Origin of the sequence: Neiella litorisoli (genome assembly GCF_014773395.1) — a bacterium.
Classification (GTDB): Bacteria; Pseudomonadota; Gammaproteobacteria; order Enterobacterales; family Neiellaceae; genus Neiella; species Neiella litorisoli.
Map to the genome: position 1 here is coordinate 100,453 of NZ_JACXAF010000005.1, position 16,480 is coordinate 116,932.

At 50.9% G+C, this 16,480-nt stretch carries 19 protein-coding genes; 9 read left to right on the forward strand and 10 right to left on the reverse strand.

The window, feature by feature from the left end; all coding sequences use genetic code 11:
* Position 1 precedes the first annotated feature (1 nt).
* The 3 genes from pomA to thiI all read left to right on the forward strand — a co-directional run bounded on the left by pomA (position 2) and on the right by thiI (position 3,294).
* Entirely contained in the window at positions 2–766 is a 765-nt protein-coding gene (pomA, locus tag IC617_RS05160) for a flagellar motor protein PomA (RefSeq protein ID WP_191143914.1), read from the forward strand.
* Between the two features lie 4 nt (positions 767–770).
* Positions 771–1,697, forward strand: coding sequence for a flagellar motor protein MotB (locus IC617_RS05165; protein ID WP_191143915.1), 927 nt, complete (start codon positions 771–773; stop codon positions 1,695–1,697).
* A 142-nt stretch (positions 1,698–1,839) separates the two neighbouring features.
* Complete coding sequence (gene thiI, locus IC617_RS05170; RefSeq protein ID WP_191143916.1) at positions 1,840–3,294, forward strand: tRNA uracil 4-sulfurtransferase ThiI; 1,455 nt, start codon at positions 1,840–1,842, stop codon at positions 3,292–3,294.
* A gap of 104 nt (positions 3,295–3,398) precedes the next feature.
* Here the strand turns inward: thiI and IC617_RS05175 are convergent, their stop codons facing one another.
* From IC617_RS05175 to IC617_RS05195, 5 genes are all read right to left on the reverse strand, one after another.
* Entirely contained in the window at positions 3,399–3,545 is a 147-nt protein-coding gene (locus IC617_RS05175; RefSeq protein ID WP_191144001.1) for a DUF3012 domain-containing protein, read from the reverse strand.
* A gap of 35 nt (positions 3,546–3,580) precedes the next feature.
* Complete coding sequence (locus IC617_RS05180) at positions 3,581–4,237, reverse strand: DJ-1 family glyoxalase III (protein WP_191143917.1); 657 nt, start codon at positions 4,235–4,237, stop codon at positions 3,581–3,583.
* Between the two features lie 14 nt (positions 4,238–4,251).
* Positions 4,252–5,130, reverse strand: a complete 879-nt coding sequence (locus IC617_RS05185; RefSeq protein ID WP_191143918.1) for a ketopantoate reductase family protein — start codon at positions 5,128–5,130, stop codon at positions 4,252–4,254.
* Positions 5,127–5,513 (reverse strand): VanZ family protein, encoded by a 387-nt coding sequence (locus IC617_RS05190; protein WP_191143919.1) that lies wholly within the window; start codon positions 5,511–5,513, stop codon positions 5,127–5,129. Before IC617_RS05190 ends, IC617_RS05185 begins: the two co-directional genes overlap by 4 nt.
* Before the next feature lie 64 nt (positions 5,514–5,577).
* Positions 5,578–6,117: a 3'-5' exonuclease family protein gene (locus tag IC617_RS05195; protein WP_224745808.1), complete on the reverse strand. Its 540-nt coding sequence runs from the start codon at positions 6,115–6,117 to the stop codon at positions 5,578–5,580.
* A gap of 303 nt (positions 6,118–6,420) precedes the next feature.
* On the opposite strand from IC617_RS05195, the gene IC617_RS05200 reads away from it, so the two are divergent.
* Entirely contained in the window at positions 6,421–7,716 is a 1,296-nt protein-coding gene (locus IC617_RS05200) for an AmpG family muropeptide MFS transporter (RefSeq protein WP_191143920.1), read from the forward strand.
* Here the strand turns inward: IC617_RS05200 and IC617_RS05205 are convergent.
* From IC617_RS05205 to IC617_RS05225, 5 genes are all read right to left on the reverse strand, one after another.
* Positions 7,713–8,060, reverse strand: coding sequence for a hypothetical protein (locus IC617_RS05205; protein ID WP_191143921.1), 348 nt, complete (start codon positions 8,058–8,060; stop codon positions 7,713–7,715). The genes IC617_RS05200 and IC617_RS05205 overlap by 4 nt on opposite strands.
* Before the next feature lie 27 nt (positions 8,061–8,087).
* A complete protein-coding gene (locus IC617_RS05210) occupies positions 8,088–8,657 on the reverse strand; it encodes a peptidylprolyl isomerase (protein ID WP_191144003.1) in 570 nt (189 codons plus the stop codon).
* A 58-nt stretch (positions 8,658–8,715) separates the two neighbouring features.
* Positions 8,716–9,843: a methyltransferase gene (locus IC617_RS05215; RefSeq protein ID WP_191143922.1), complete on the reverse strand. Its 1,128-nt coding sequence runs from the start codon at positions 9,841–9,843 to the stop codon at positions 8,716–8,718.
* A 78-nt stretch (positions 9,844–9,921) separates the two neighbouring features.
* A complete protein-coding gene (locus IC617_RS05220) occupies positions 9,922–11,421 on the reverse strand; it encodes an ATP-binding protein (protein WP_191143923.1) in 1,500 nt (499 codons plus the stop codon).
* Entirely contained in the window at positions 11,384–12,109 is a 726-nt protein-coding gene (locus tag IC617_RS05225) for a response regulator (protein ID WP_191143924.1), read from the reverse strand. Before IC617_RS05225 ends, IC617_RS05220 begins: the two co-directional genes overlap by 38 nt.
* Positions 12,110–12,261: 152 nt before the next feature.
* Between IC617_RS05225 and IC617_RS05230 the strand changes: the two genes are divergently transcribed.
* From IC617_RS05230 to IC617_RS05250, 5 genes are all read left to right on the forward strand, one after another.
* The gene (locus IC617_RS05230) at positions 12,262–12,873 is read left to right on the forward strand and encodes an alpha-ketoglutarate-dependent dioxygenase AlkB family protein (RefSeq protein WP_224745809.1); all 612 of its coding nucleotides are present in this window, start codon (positions 12,262–12,264) and stop codon (positions 12,871–12,873) included.
* 46 nt (positions 12,874–12,919) lie between these two features.
* Positions 12,920–13,228: a BolA family protein gene (locus tag IC617_RS05235; protein ID WP_191143925.1), complete on the forward strand. Its 309-nt coding sequence runs from the start codon at positions 12,920–12,922 to the stop codon at positions 13,226–13,228.
* A gap of 228 nt (positions 13,229–13,456) precedes the next feature.
* The gene (locus tag IC617_RS05240; RefSeq protein ID WP_191143926.1) at positions 13,457–13,966 is read left to right on the forward strand and encodes a TRAP transporter small permease subunit; all 510 of its coding nucleotides are present in this window, start codon (positions 13,457–13,459) and stop codon (positions 13,964–13,966) included.
* Positions 13,963–15,336 (forward strand): TRAP transporter large permease, encoded by a 1,374-nt coding sequence (locus IC617_RS05245; protein ID WP_191143927.1) that lies wholly within the window; start codon positions 13,963–13,965, stop codon positions 15,334–15,336. Before IC617_RS05240 ends, IC617_RS05245 begins: the two co-directional genes overlap by 4 nt.
* A 9-nt stretch (positions 15,337–15,345) precedes the next feature.
* Positions 15,346–16,434, forward strand: coding sequence for a TRAP transporter substrate-binding protein (locus tag IC617_RS05250; RefSeq protein ID WP_191143928.1), 1,089 nt, complete (start codon positions 15,346–15,348; stop codon positions 16,432–16,434).
* Positions 16,435–16,480 lie beyond the last annotated feature (46 nt).

Genomic DNA, 16,480 nt, shown 5'->3' on the forward strand with positions numbered 1-16,480 from the left:
GGTGGATTTAGCAACGCTCATTGGTCTTATCGGTGCATTCGCATTCGTCATCATGGCCATGGTATCTGGCGGTAGCATCGGAATGTTTGTCGATGTGCCATCGGTTCTTATCGTGCTCTGCGGTTCACTGTTCGTGGTGTTAATGAAGTTCAACATGGGCCAATTTCTCGGTGCCGCAAAAATTGCCGGCAAGGCGTTCATGTTTAAAAACGACAAGCCTGACGACCTCATTGAAAAAGCCGTTGAAATGGCTGATGCCGCCCGCAAAGGCGGCTTTCTTGCGTTGGAAGAAGCCGAAATTGACAACAATTTCATGCAAAAAGGCGTCGATTTGCTGGTCGACGGTCACGATGCCGATGTCGTTCGCGGCGCCCTTTCGAAAGACATCAAATTGACTAACGACCGCCATGAAATGGGGATCTCAATCTTCACTAAATTAGGCGACGTGGCGCCAGCGATGGGGATGATCGGTACCCTGATTGGCTTGGTGGCGATGTTGTCGAATATGGATGACCCGAAAGCGATTGGCCCAGCGATGGCGGTTGCTTTGTTAACCACTCTCTATGGCGCCATGTTGGCTAATATGGTGGCGATTCCTATTGCTGATAAACTAGCGCTCCGCAAAGAAGAAGAAATGCTCAACCGTCGCCTGATCATGGATGCCATTCTCGGCATTCAAGATGGCCAAAACCCTCGTGTGCTCGATGGCATGTTGAAAAACTACTTAGCCGAAGGCAAGCGCAAGATCGACACCACCGAGGAGTAGGGAGATGGAAGAAGAAGAGTGCAAATGCCCCGCCGGGATCCCCGCCTGGATGGCAACATTTGCCGACTTGATGTCGTTGCTGATGTGCTTCTTCGTGCTACTCCTCGCCTTCTCGGAAATGGATGTTCTGAAATTTAAACAGATCGCTGGTTCAATGAAGTATGCCTTTGGTGTGCAAAACCAGATCGAGGTGAAAGACATTCCAAAAGGCACCAGCGTGATTGCTCAGGAATTCCGCCCTGGCCGACCCGATCCAACTCCGATTGATCAAATTACTCAGCACACCATGGACATCACCAAGCCATCGCTGGAATTCCAAGAAGGACGCGACACCACCTCCGGCGGCCAAAGTCAGTCCGATGCTCAGCAAAAGTCTAATCCGTCGTTTGAAGTGACGGATGCCGAAAGCGACTCAGTGGCACAAGAGCAGCAACAGGAAATGCAAAAAGAAACCGCTGAAACGGCGAAACGAATGGCGGCGCAGCTGGAAGATGAAATCGTTGATGGCGCCATCGAAATCGAAGCGCTGGGGCAACAAATCATCATCCGTATTCGTGAGCGCGGCGCGTTTCCATCTGGCTCGGCGTTCTTACAACCTAAGTTCAAACCGATCGTTCGAGAAGTGGCAGCGCTGCTGAAGGACATTCCGGGCGAAGTGACCATCTCTGGCCATACAGATGATGCCAAAATTAGCTCGGAGCTGTATCGTTCCAACTGGGATTTATCAAGCCAGCGCGCCGTTGCGGTAGCCCATGAAATGACCGCGGTGGATGGCTTTGACGATGATCGCATGGTGGTCATGGGGCGAGCGGCGTCAATGCCGCTAGTGCCCAATGATTCGGATGAAAACCGCCGGAAGAATCGTCGCGTTGAAATCTCAATCATGCAAGGTAAAGCGAAGAACTCTCGCGAGATTCAAGTCACTCAATAATGGCTTTTGGGGGCTGATCAACAAAGCAATATTTGATCAGCCTGTCAAAAGCGACATTGCCTCAAGCACTACCCGTGAACCCTTCTAAGATGTATACTGCCGCGCCTATTTTATCACCAGTTTGCTGAGAGCCCTGTTTGCTATGAAGTTTGTGATCAAGCTGTTTCCCGAAATCGTCGTCAAGAGTAAGTCGGTACGTAAGCGTTTTATCAAGTTGCTGGAAGGCAATTTACGCAACGTATTGAAGCGCGTCGATGACGGTGTTCGCGTCAAGCAAACCTGGGATAAGATCGACGTCAATTGTCCTGATGACCTCGCTCCTGAAACCGTTGAGCGTTTAGTCGAAGTCATGTGCAAAACGCCCGGCATTGACGCGGTGCAACAAGTCGAGCGATACGATTACCAGACCATTGATGACATATATCAGCGCGCGTTGGTGATTTATGGCCCGATGCTGGCCGGTAAAACCTTTTGTGTTCGAGTCAAGCGCACCGGCAAACAGGACTTTTCGTCGCTTGACGTCGAGCGTTATGTCGGCGGCGGCCTCAATCAAAATTCTGATGCCAAGGGCGTGCAGCTGAAAAATCCTGATCTGGAGATCCGCTTGGAGATCGCCGGTGATAGTGTGTCGATGATCACGCGCCAGCTAAAGGGCTTAGGTGGTTTTCCGATCGCGACCCAAGAAAGTGTGTTGAGCCTAATTTCCGGCGGCTTCGACTCGGCCGTGTCATCGTTTCAGTTCATTAAGCGCGGTTGCCGGGTTCATTATTGCTTTTTCAATTTGGGTGGTGATGCCCATGAAGCGGGCGTCCGTGAAATGGCCCACTTGTTGTGGAGCCAGTATGGCGCATCTCACCGAGTGAAATTTATCGCGGTACCCTTTGATGAAGTGGTCGGCGATATTTTAGAGAATGTCGACAATGGCCACATGGGCGTGATCCTCAAGCGCATGATGATGCGAGCCGCAGCGCAAGTGGCTGACAAGGTTGGCATCAAAGCGCTGGTCACAGGCGAGGCGGTGGGCCAGGTTTCTAGTCAGACCATCACTAACTTGTCGGTGATTGATGAAGTGACTGAGCATGTCATTCTGCGCCCGCTGATTGTCACCGACAAGCAAGATATCATTGATCAGGCGCGAGCCATTGGTACCCAGCAGTTGTCAGCAAGTATGCCAGAGTACTGCGGAGTTATTTCCAACAGCCCGACGATTAAAGCTGACTTAAACCGAGTTCGTGAAGAAGAGAGCAAGCTCAACATGGGCTTGTTGAATGAAGCGGTGTATCGCGCCAAAGCAGAAGATATTCGTGACATCATGAACAAGCCGAAGCCGCAGCAAGATGTTGATATTGTTGCGAGCCTGCCGCTTCATGCTCATGTCATTGATGTTCGCTCCGATGAAGAGGTTGAGCGCGATCCTCTGGAATTAAGTAACGCCTTTGTCGAACACATTCCGTTCTTCAAGCTGGCGACGGCATTCGCAAATCTTGATGCCAATGTTGACTATTACTTGTATTGCGATCGTGGCGTCATGAGTCGACTGCAGGCGATCCATCTTACCGAGGCCGGTTACAGCAATGCCAAGGTTTATCGGCCATAGCTCGACAAAAAAAGAGCTCAAAAAGCGCCATACCGGGCATTAAAGAAAACAAAAAAGCGAATCGGAAGATTCGCTTTTTTGATCGTGTTGGCTATGAGCTTAGCTTAGAACACGCAGTGTTTGGTGAAATCAGCTGTTTCATTCGCAGTCCAATCACCCTTTGGTTTTTCTTTCATGTCTTTGCACCAAGCTTCGCTACCTACTTCTGGGGCGCACGCAGCAAGCAACAACACGGTTGCCAATACACTCATTAATTTTGTCACAACAACTCCTTGATGTTTTTTTGTTAGTGGTGATGACTACAACATGAACTGGGGTCAGAGTCTAGCGCTTCGTCGTTCAGGTCTTCGCCGTCAAGCTCTTCGTCTTCTAACTGCTCCAATAGCATGCACAGTGGTTGTTCCACCTCGATGGCAGCTTCTTCTCCGAGTATCACGTCAACCAGTGTCAGAGCGAAACGCATTGCCGTGCCAGGCCCTTGGCTGGTGACCAGTTGGTGGTGCTCATCAACGACCACCGCTTCTTCAGTCATGCACAACTCAGGACTTAGCAGATGTTGAAAGTTAGGGTGGCAGGTCACGTACGCGTCGCGGATCAGCTCATGGTGCTGCAACACGACCGCAGGCGCAGCACAAATAGCGCCGATCCATTTACCTTGCTGTTTTTGCTGGCGCAGGCGATCAGCCAGTGCGCTGCAGTCGCGCAATGCTTCGGAGCCAGGGATGCCGCCGGGCAGGGCAATCAACGCAAAATCGTCGTTGATGACATCGTCGAGCAAGGCATCGGCGGTAATTTGAATGCCACGCGCTAAGGTCAGTTGTAGCGAACCTGAAACGCTGGTTACGACCACTTCTAAACCTGCACGACGCAGCACATCGGCAATGATCACCACTTCCATGTCCTCGCTGCCATTAGCAACCGGAAGTAATATTTTGTTAGTCATGAATGTTCACCTTGTTATGAATCTGTCAGTTGCGCGACCAGTGCTTGATGCGCAGGGCAAGCCAAACCGAGCCGTTGCGCTTGTTTGATCAGATAGCCATTAATGTAGTCGATTTCGGTCATTCGGCCTGCGGTGACATCTTGCAGCATGGATGAGCGGTTGGAAGCGGTTGCCGCGGCCACGTTCAGCACTTGTTGAAAAAGCGTCTCGGGCTGAATGTCAATATGACAAGCTTGGGCGATTTGGCAGGCTTCTGCACAGAGTTGTTTTAACTCGGTTTGATACTGGTGGCCGCACAGCTCGCCATTGGTCACGCGATCGCGAGCTGTGAGCGGGTTGATCACCGAGTTGATCAGCAACTTATGCCATAAGGGTTGCAGTACCTGCTGGTGCCAGTGGCAGTCCCCAATACTCTGCTGAAACAGCGCCAGAATCGACTCGTTCATTGCTGATGAACCTTGCAACAAACCTAGGTCGGTGGCTCCTAAGCCAGTATGTTTTACCTGTTTCGAAGCCATTCTTAGCGCACCTTGGCGCGAGCTGGCCAGGATCAAGGGTGTTTTAGCGGCTAAGCGCGCGGCAATTGCCTCATGGGGCCCTAATCCGTTGTGTAACAAAATAACCGGAGTCTGGGGTGACAGCTGCTGCTGCGCTAATAGCGTGATGACCGCAGATTCTGCCTGATAAGCTTTGGTGCAAATGATCACGATTTGCGGCTGCTGGACATCTGAACTGTGCCAGCTCAGCAAAGTGCCGTCGCGCTGCTGCAGTTGGTATTCAGCTGCTGCTATCGGGCCGTTGGCACCATAGAAGCTGACTTGATGGCCAGCAGCGGCGAAAAGAGCGCCGTACAGCTGGCCAATTGCTCCAGCGCCGCTAATCAGAATATTCATGAAGTGTGCTGTCGCTGGCTTAGTGGCGACGCCATTCGCAACACCAGTGGTCGCAGCACTAGTGCCAGCAGAATACCGCTGCCATTGGCTAACATGTCTGCCCAACTGCCGGTGCGGTAGCCGGTTTGTTGCTGCACAAGCTCAATAACGCCGCTGTAGGCCAGCAGCGCCAACGCTCCCCAAGGCACAAATCTCTCTGGAGCGGCTCGCTCGAGTAATAGGCCAAGTGCCAAATAGGCGAGCATGTGCAACAGTTTATCGCCATGATTGATATCGATCGGAGGTTGTTCAAGTGGCATCAAGCAGGTCCAACTGACCGCAATAATGGCCAGTATGAACATGCTCTGAAATAAACGGCGGTGATTAAGTAATGAAGACAGCATACAACGACCGAGTAATTAATTGGCTCGCTAGTGTAACCAAAATCGCTGGGCTGATCTGCTCAAGTTAGTCAGTCTTGGTTTGCACAATTGCCAGCGCATGCTGAATCACCTTGGCGTCGGTACTGGCTCGGTGGCGTTTGAGGTTGAGTTGCTCGGCAGCCTCCTGATAGCTGTCGTGATAGTGCTCGCTTTGCGGTTCGGTCATCAGGTTGCGAATGGTTTCAAGTTTAAAGCTGGGCCAGCAATCTGCGGCATCATACAGGCGCATTAACCATGACTGATCTTGGCCCCAAGCGTCCGTGTAGACGGTGCAGCCGTGCAAAAATTCATTCAACTCAAGCGCCACGTCGCGGACATCGCGGCCATTTTGCTCGAGCAATTGGCGACTGATTCCGTGAGTGTGCTCGGCTTCTTCGGTCCAGTGAGTCCAATCAGGTTGCGGTTTGATGAGATAACAACGGCATTCGCCATTGCTGCGACAGACGCCGATTTCGACCGGATAGCTGCCACGGCCAAAGCCAGACGCTTCGATATCAATGACATCGACATACTCGATTTGAGTTTGCTCGGCGGTGGTTTGATCAATCGTTTCTGCAAATTCCATCTTACTGCGGTCCAAAGGTGGTAATAGGTTCATATGACGACTGGGTTTCGTTGCTTTTACTGGTGCCGATTGTGCAGTTGACGATAAAAAACAACTCAATCCAGATCAGACAAATAGGTGATATTCGTACTACTTGCAATGTTTTGCTCAGGAATATGACATTGGATCACTGTAAACCTTGCTGAAGCTTGAAGTGGGGCAACAATCCGCTGTTATCCGGCCGAGCAATTTACCCGAATCGCTTGCAAATCTGAGACAAACCAAAGATGCTTCGGTTCAGACCCTGACAAAACTGTTTTACTCATGAGCCCAGACTGGCTAACTCGCCTTCAACAAAGTCAATTCGTTAACGCATTACTGAACCGGCGCACGGTTATTTGTATCTTCACCGGATTTGCTTCGGGTCTGCCGCTGTTTATTTTGGTGAACTTGGTGCCAGCTTGGCTGCGCGATCTCAATGTCAGTTTAGAAGAAATTGGTCTGCTGTCATTGGTGATGATGCCGTTTGCTTGGAAGTTTTTGTGGGCGCCTTTGGTTGATCGGATTGAGCTGCCGCTGCTTGGATTGCGGCGGGGCTGGATGCTGGTCACCCAAATTGCATTATTGATAAGTGTCGCTTGCTTGCCAATATTCGATGTCCATGAGCAAATTTGGGGAATTGCCGCGCTGGCGACGGCGGTGGCATTTTTCAGCGCCACTCAAGACATCGTACTGGATGCTTATCGCCGAGAAATCCTGCCGGATGAAGAGTTGGGCTGGGGCAACTCGGTGCATGTCAACGCTTATCGAATCGCTGCGTTAGTGCCAGGCTCGCTGGCTTTAGTGTTGGCGGATCACATGGATTGGCTGCAGGTCTTTATCATTACCGCAGCATTTATGTTGGTCGGGATTGTGCTTACCTTATCGATTCGCGAACCACAAAAAAGTTATCACCCGCATAGCTTTACTGCGGCGGTGGTTGAGCCATTCGCGGAATTTATTAATCGCAAAGGGATGCGCCAAGCCTTGGCCGTATTGGCGTTTATTTTTCTCTATAAGCTCGGTGATAACCTTGCCACCGCGCTGTCTACGCCGTTTTATCTCGACATGGGCTTTAGCAAAACTGAAATTGGTTTGATTTCAAAAAGTGCCGCTATTCCAGCCATGATTATTGGTAGTTTGATGGGCGGCATCATCATGATCCGAACCGGTATCAACCGTTCGCTGTGGCTGTTTGGTGTTGTTCAATTGGTTTCAATTCTTGGTTTTGCCCTGCTGGCCCATGTTGGCCATGATCCATCATTGCTAGCGGCGGTGATTGCCTTTGAATACTTCGGTGTGGGGTTGGGAACGGCAGCGCTGGTGGCTTATATGGCGAAGATGACCGATGTCCGTTACACCGCCACTCAGTTGGCGTTATTTACCGCCATCGCGGCGCTACCCAGGAGCGCGGCCAATGCATCCACCGGCTTTATTGTTGAGGCGATTGGCTGGGAGCAGTTTTTCTATTTTTGTACCCTGTGTGCGATTCCGGGCATGTTGATGCTGATATGGGTGGCACCGTGGGGCAGAAAAGATAAGCCGACAGAGCAAGCAGCAACGGATGTCGCTGCCGATTAAGGTCGCACGCCTAAGCACTGATGTAGCATTGGCCCTTGCTGCTTGAGAAAGAGGCAGCCGTCTTCGAGTTGCTTGCGCAAAAAGACATTGCCTCGCAGGGTATTTTCAGGCCAACGTTCGAGTAAGTGGAACAAGTGCCACATGACCTTTTCTTTTTCACAGATGTAGTGGCTATCAATGTCGAGTTGATGCCACTCTTCTAGGGTGTCCCAGATAAATATTTGCAGTTCTTCGAAGGGCAAGGACCCAGCCAGCATACCTTCAACGTAGAAGCTGGTGGCGGTCGATTTGTCGGTGACGAACTGGCGCACCCGACTTGAGCTGGCTGAGTATTTCGTTTGCATATCTTCGAGTATAGAAGAATTTCGCCGTTATGCCTCTGGTGGCAGTAAAGTTGCCTTTCTTAATATGACGGTGTTCACAGGAACGTCTTGCATTGATAGGTCGGCGTTAAATTCAGTGGCCACTTCAGCCATTTTTTCGACCACATCTTCACCTTCAATGATCCGACCGAACACGGTGTAACCCCAGCTGCGCGGGCCAGGATCGAGGCTTTTATTATCATCAACATTGAAATAGAACTGGCGCCCAGCGCTGTGCGGGTGTGCTTGACGAGCCATGGCGATGGAATATTGATCGTTCAACAGGCCGTTGCCGGCTTCATTGGTGATGGTGCCAAAGGTGTCATCAAGCGAATTGTATTTCTCATCCATCCCGCCGCCTTGAACCACAAAGCCTTCAATAATGCGGTGGAATGCTGTGTTGTCGTAACCGCCAGTGACCACGTATTTCAAGAAGTTATCAACAGTGACTGGCGCTTTCGGACGGTCAAGCTCGACTAAAATAACCCCCATATTGGTTTCCATTTTGACCACTGGAAACAGGTTGTCGGGTTGCAGTAGCTTGGCATCGACGTCGTCAGTGCTTTTTGCTTGCACCATGGTTGATAGCACCAACAAGCCGCAAGCAACGGCAAGGCGGAAATAATTGGTCGCGAGACTAATCACGTTTTTCTGACTCCAAAATTACAAATTTGGCATTTGCAGCAATGCGACTGACACCGCCGAAAATACGTTTTAGTTTAATGTGGTAACCCAAATGTCGGTTGCCAACTATGCGTAATTTGCCGCCGCTGCGCAACGCCTTGTGGGCTTGGCTGAACATTTGCCAAGCGATTTCATCGGTAATGGCTTGTTGTTGATGAAAAGGTGGGTTGCAGATCACAAAGTCGACACTGTGATCAGCGAAACCAGTAAGGCTGTGCTGACACAGAAAATTGAATTTCAGCTCATCAAGATTGGCGAAGTTAGCTTGAGCATTGGCTTTGGCTGATGCCACCGCCATATGCGATTCATCCACCAAAATGTACTCATGGCTCGGATTTTGTTTCGCCATTGCTAATGCTAAGACGCCGTTGCCACAGCCTAAATCGACCACTCGGCTGGGCTTCGTCAATTGTGGCAGATGCTGCAGCATGAACGCTGCGCCAATATCGAGGCTGGCGCGCGAGAACACATTGGCATGATTGCTCATTTGCAACTGGTGTTCAGCGATCTCCCATTTGCTGGCGGCCGGTTCAGCCATGGTGGTTTCGGCTACTGTTGCATGCATGATGCGCGCTTTGCGTTTGGCTAGCTCGGGCACCACATTACCAAAGGCTTGTTTGAGCAATTTAATGGCTTTGGCCGGTAAATCTTTTAAGCGAGCACCAATGACGACTGGCGTGTCTGTTGGCAACTGGCTGATCCGAGCCAATTGATGCTTCAACAACGTCAGATTTTTCGGCACCTTGATGATCACTTGGTCTGGCGCGTCAGGCCAAGGCTGAAGACAATCGAGCAAATGGATTCGGCTGGCGTCAAGCTGATTATGTTTGACGTTATTCAATAGAGCCTGCTGGGCTAGAAACGAATCAGAGATGTGTTGAATGTGGTTACTGCTTTGCTGACTAAAGAAGCAACTCAGTGCGCCGAAGCTGTCATTTAAGATCCAAAGATTCTGCCAGCGTTGCGGATGACGGTGCCACCATTCCATGATCAACTCATCGGCGGCATCAAACGGCAGCAGGGTTTCGCGTTTATCCAACGGAAAACGGGCAAGCTCCAAGGTTGGAGTTGCTAGATTCAAAGGGCTGTACATCTATACGGCTATAACTGTAGGAATTGCAGTCTATTCTAGGAGTGCGCCAAGGTTTCGCAAGCCCGATTAATTGTTTTCTTTAAAGGCGAGTTGTCTTGGTAACAGAACTCGGACAACCAAACCTCCGTGGGGGTGATTGTTGAGCGCAATTTGGCCGCCATGACCATGGACGATGTTGCGGACAATACCTAGACCTAAACCGCTACCGCCTTCGCGATTGGCTGATGTATCCAACCGGACGTAGGGCTCAAACACGCGCTCTCGATCTAAAGTGGGGACGCCCGGCCCTTGGTCATGAAAATACAGATAAAGGTTGTCTTCTCGGTCGCGCACGATGACGTGCACGCTGTCGCCATATTTAATGGCATTATCGGTCAGGTTGGACAATACCCGCTTGAGCGCCAAGGGCTTGCCGACAAAAGGATACTTGGTCGTGCCGCTAATTTTCATGCGCCAGGAATCTTTGGCCAAATCCAATTTGATGGTCTGTAACAAGTGGTCGATGTCGACCGGCTCTGGGTTTTCGTGAATATCGCTATCTTTTACCGACTGCAGCGCGCCTTTGACCATTAAATCCAGCTCATCCAAATTGGCGATAAAGCGCTCCCGATGCTCATCATCTTCGAGTAATTCGGCCCGCAGCCGCATCCGGGTAATTGGTGTTTTCAAGTCATGGGAGATGGCCGAAAACAAATCTTCACGGTCTTTGATAAATCGCTGCAAGCGGCCTTGCATGGCGTTAAAAGCGCGAGCCGCCATGGTCACTTCGATACTGCCCGATTCGGAAATCGGCGGACTATCAATATCTCGGCCCAGCAAGTCGGCGGCTTGGGCTAATTGATTCAATGGTCGGATTAAGCGCCGAGTGGTGATCATGACGATGATGACTAATACCACGGTGGAGAGCAGCATAAAGCCCCACTGAGGGACGGCAAATTGCAGTGGCTGCAGCTGAATATATGGCTCTGGCATGAGCGTCGCCAACAGCAACCACTGTTGGTCGGGCATGGGTACTTGCACCGTGATAATCGGGGCATTTTCAATGGGCAGTAGCAAGCTTCGTTTGGCCCAAGTAAACGCTTGCGCGGACATATGAATATTGCTGTCTTGGGTTTGTAATTGCTGGTTGCTGTTAATGCTGATTTGCGCTGGTCGGCCCGGATGCAGTGCCGCAATAAAGTATTCGGCCAGAGTTTGTTTGACGATGGTTCGTTGCGGCGTTTCAGGTGCTGCCGGAATGGCTTGATAATGATCGCTCAACATCAAAAAAAAGCGACTGTTGCCAGTATTGGTGAGCGCTTGTAACACCCGCTCTCGTTCGAGCGCAGGCATATTGGCAAAGTTGTTGATGGTGATGGCAATTTGCTCTGCCATCCACTGACTCGCTGCGCTTAGGCCTTCGTTTTCCTGCCGTTGTTGCTGGGCATACCACAATGTACTGATCAGCAGCTGCGAGCAGATCACCGCAAACAAGACCAGCAGAACCACTCGCGCTGGCAGTGATTTGGGTGACCAGCGTTGCAGCAGATCAATCATGGATAAATTGGATTTCGGCGGTAAAGACATAGCCCTGACCACGCACGGTTTTAATTAACTTAGGATGCTTGCCGTTGTCTTGCAGGCGTTGTCGGAGCCGGCTGACCTGCACATCCAGACTGCGATCCAAGGGTGAGGCTTCGCGGCCACGAATGGCATCAGAGATGGCGTCGCGATCCAATACTTGGTTAATGTTGTCGATAAACAGTTTCAACAGGCTGTAATCGGCGCCAGAAAGCTCTTGCAGGCCAAATTCGGGGTGCTCAATGGTGCGATTGAGCGTATCAAAGCGCCAATCGGAGAATTCGATATAGCGGGCCGGTTTGGATTCGACAGAGCTTAATTGCACGCGGCGAAGCAGGGCTTTGATGCGGGCTTGTAACTGGCGCGGGTTAAATGGCTTGGCAATGTAGTCGTCGGCACCGATTTCAAGACCGATAACCTGATCCATGTCATCGGAACTAGCCGTCAGCATGATCACTGGCACATCCGACTGTTGCCGCAATTTTTGACACAGGGTAAAGCCATCATCGCCGGGTAAATTGATATCAAGAATGATCAAATCAACGGCGCTTTGATTAAAGCACTGAAACATTTCAATACCATCTTCGGCACCGCTTACCTGATAGCCCGCACGGCATAAAATAGTCGTCAGTAAATCACGAATTTCAGCGTCATCATCGACCACCAAAATATGGCCTTTACTTGGTTCCGTCACCTGTTTTAATCCATGGTTAATCGTCTTAACGGGCCTATCCTATCGCAACTCAGGTGGTTTGGCATGGCTATCACCTTGAGATAAATAATGACCTTGTGATAAACAAAAGCCGTATCACAATTAGCACAAGTCATTCGGGAGAGCGATTAGTCATGGCGAACGGTGCGGCGCAACAGTCGAACCATCAGATAATGACCGGCTGGCAAACTTTAGGAGACAGTCAGTTTGGTTGGTGGCCTGATTTTGTTGCCGAACAGAGCTGCCAACTGTGGCAGCAACTGATGGCTCAAGTGACACTGCAAACCGGCATCATTACAGTCTTTGGAAAACGCCATCGCATTCCTCGTCTACAGGCTTGGTTCGGCCCTAAACCCTATCGCTACAGTGGCGAAACGCTGCCGCCGCAAGCATTACCGCCGGTGCTTGAACTGCTGATGGCGCAAGCAATGGAGCGAGCCCAAGCCCGCTTCGATTCTGTGTTGGTAAACTATTATCGCGACGGCCGAGACCATATGGGATGGCATAGTGATGATGAGCCCGAGCTGGGTGCCAATCCGGTGATCGCATCTTTATCGCTGGGGGCGGCGCGCGATTTTGATTTGCGCCATCGTCACAGCAAACAACGGATCCGGCTCAGTTTGAGTGACGGCAGCTTGCTGGTGATGGCGGGTCGATGTCAGCACGAGTGGCAACATGCGTTGCCGAAAAGATTGCGCATTCAGCAACCTCGGATTAATCTCACGTTCCGAAATCTTGCTGGATAAACTTAATCGAGCATGTCCCTCTTTTGCCTTCACGGAGAAATGCCTTATGTCGATGCAACAACGGATCACTGCGGCTTTGCATCAACAGTTCGATCCCAGCCATTTAACTGTTGAAAACGAAAGCCATCAGCACAACGTGCCAGCAAATAGTGAAACCCATTTCAAAGTGGTGGTGGTTAGCGCCAACTTTGCCGGAATGCGCCTGTTGCAGCGCCACCGAGCCATCAATAGCTTACTTGCCACCGAATTTGACGCAGGTTTGCACGCGTTGGCAATGCATACCTACACGCCAGAGGAATGGGCAGCCAAACAGCAAGCGCCGGCCAGCCCACAGTGTATGGGTGGTGGCAAGTAATCCTTGTTGTGCATAGTTATCCACTTACTTTGCACAAAAATATGTTTGTTAATAGCTGCTAACTTGCACGTTATTACAGCTAGTTAGCAGTCTTGTCCGGTTATTCTCTGCTCCTACCTTTGAATGAAAATGCAGAATTTGCGTCGATTTAATGTATCATCGCGAATAATTAACATTTTCATAACCAAATTCTGAGTTTGGCTAGGTAGTGGAGAAGTTGTGGCGGCCATGGACGCTCTTCGCACAGTTTTAGATCGTAGCATTGAGGCGCTGGCAAAAAAGCTCGCCTGGGCTAGTGTGATTTTGATGTTGCTGATGGTCGCCATCGTGTTGCTACGATACGGCTTTAACATTGGTTGGATCGCGCTCCAAGACAGTACCTTGTTTGTTCATGCGTTGATTTTTATGGGCGGCGCAGGATACACGTTACAACGCGATAAGCATGTTCGAGTTGATGTGTTCTATCGCCACTTTGAGCGCAAAACTCAGGCTTGGGTCAACCTCCTTGGCGCGTTATTTCTGATTCTCCCTGTGATTGGTTTTATTGCTGTCAGTAGCGAGCCTTTCATCATGATGTCGTGGCAAATGCAGGAATCTTCTCCTGAAGCCGGCGGCATGCCGGGGTTTTTCATTCTAAAAAGTTATCTCTGGTTATTGTGCGGCTTAATGGCACTGCAGACCATTGCTGAAATTATCAAAGCGATTCAGCACATTCGTCGTGGTGGAGTTGAAGCATGACTGAACTCTGGCCCATTGCCTTATTTGTCTGTGTGATTGCGGTATTGATGAGCGGCTTACCGGTGGCGTTTGTCCTAGCCGGTGTCGCCCTTATTTTTGCAGCTCTTGGCTCTTGGTTTGGCGTGATGGACATGAGCTTCATCATGCTGCTGCCGAATCGGCTCTACGGCATTATGGTGAACCCAACGTTAATGGCGGTTCCGCTGTTTGTGTTGATGGGCGTGTTACTGGAAAAGTCGCGTTTAGCGGAATCGTTGCTCAGTGCGCTGGCATCCGTGTTTGGTCGCTTTCGGGCGGGAATGGCGATTTCTGTGGTGCTGGTGGGCATGCTATTGGCTGCCAGTACTGGGATTGTCGGCGCGACCGTGGTGACCTTGGGCTTGCTCGCGCTACCGAGTATGCGCAAACAGAATTACGACATGAAGCTGGCAACCGGCACCATTGCTGCCACGGGAACCTTAGGCCAGATCATTCCGCCATCGATTGCGCTGGTGCTGCTGGGCGATGTGCTGTCGTCAACCTATCAGCAAGTGCAGCTCGATCTTGGTAATTTTTCACCGAAAACCGTTTCTGTCGGCGACCTGTTTGCTGGTGCCATCATCCCAGGTTTGTTGCTGGTGGTGGCGTATCTCGGTTATATCCTCCTTCGTGGTAAAGGTCAGACCGAGGAGCCGGCCTGCGACGAGCCTGTCGCCGCGACTAGTTTGTCATTGCCCAGCATTATCTTGGCCCTAGCGCCGCCGCTGCTGCTGATGGTGGTGGTTTTGGGCTCAATTTTGTCTGGGCTGGCAACACCGACGGAAGCTGCTGGCGTTGGCGCCTTTGGGGCCGCCATACTCGCGATGTGGCGTGGCAATATGACGCTATCAAAGTGGCAAGCCTGTGCCATGGAAACGCTGCTGGTGACCAGTATGGTGTTTCTGATTTTGTTTGGCGCCTCGCTGTTCTCCGCGGTTTTTTACGGTTTGGGTGGCGAAGAAATGGTTAAACATGCGCTTGGCCAACTGCCCGGCGGCGTCATTGGTGCCACGTTGCTGGTGATGGTGCTGATCTTTTTGTTGGGCTTTATTCTCGACTTTATTGAAATCACCTTTGTGGTGGTACCGATTGTTGCGCCTGCTTTGTTAATGATGGGGTTAGATCCAATCTGGCTTGGCATCATGATCGCGGTCAATCTGCAAACCTCTTTTCTAACCCCGCCGTTTGGCTTTGCCTTGTTTTACCTGCGCGGCGTGGTGCCAGAATCGGTAGCAACCTCAGATATCTATAAGGGAGTTGCGCCGTTTATTGTTCTCCAACTATTGTTACTGGTTGCTATGGCTATTTGGCCGCAGTTGGCAACCTGGCTGCCATCTCAGATCTACGGTTAAGGAAACAACATGAGAATCGCCATTTTTGCTGCCGTCCTGTCTTTGCTCGTTACCGCTTGTGGCCAAGAGCAGGCAACATCAACCGCCGGTCAGCATCCCCAGCAAACCGTTAAGTGGAAATTAGTGACCTCTTGGCCTAAAAACTTCCCCGGGTTAGGCACCTCGCCAGAGCGTTTCGCCGAGCAAGTCAATGCAATGAGTGGCGGCCGTTTAGAAATCAAAGTCTACGGAGCCAACCAATTGGTGCCGGCGATGCAAGTCTTTGATTCGGTTTCCAGCGGCACCGTTGAGATGGGCCATAGCGGCGCCTATTACTGGAAAGGCAAAGCTCCGGCGGCGCAATTTTTCTGTGCAGTACCATTCGGTATGACGGCACAAGAGATGAGCAGCTGGTTGCATTACGGTGGTGGTATGGAGCTGTGGCGAGAAGTCTACGCGCCGTTTAATCTTGAGCCTCTCGCTGGTGGTAGTACTGGCGTGCAAATGGGCGGTTGGTTCAATACTGAAATCAATTCAGTCGATGATCTGAAAGGCTTAAAAATGCGCCTGCCGGGTTTGGGTGGCGAAGTGCTTAGCCGTTTGGGCGGCGTCCCCGTGTCGTTGCCGGGGGGAGAGATTTTCACCTCGCTGCAAACGGGCGCCATTGATGCGACGGAGTGGGTTGGACCCTATAATGACCTCGCTTTTGGTCTCCATGAAGCCGCTAAATACTATTACTACCCTGGTTGGCATGAGCCGGGTTCAACCATGGAATTTATCGTTAACAAAGATGCGATGGCGGCATTGCCAGCTGATCTGCAAGCCATTGTTCGCACTGCAGCAAAAGCAGCCGCGCAAGAGATGATTGATGAATACACCTATCGCAATATCGCTGCGCTTGAGCAAATACAGGCAATGGACGGCATTACCATTAAACGATTCCCTGAACCTGTGTTGGCAGCGCTGCGCCAGGCTAGTGAGCAATTGCTCGCTGAACAAGCGGCGGCAGATCCACAGGTCGACAAAGTTTATCAGTCGTTTAAGTCGTTTAAGCAAGGTGTTGCCAAGTATCATGACTTAACTGAACGGGCATACTTGAATTTACGAGACGGCCAATAATCTATTTTGTCTCGACATTTGATAGAAAAAGGCGCAGTTAGCGCCT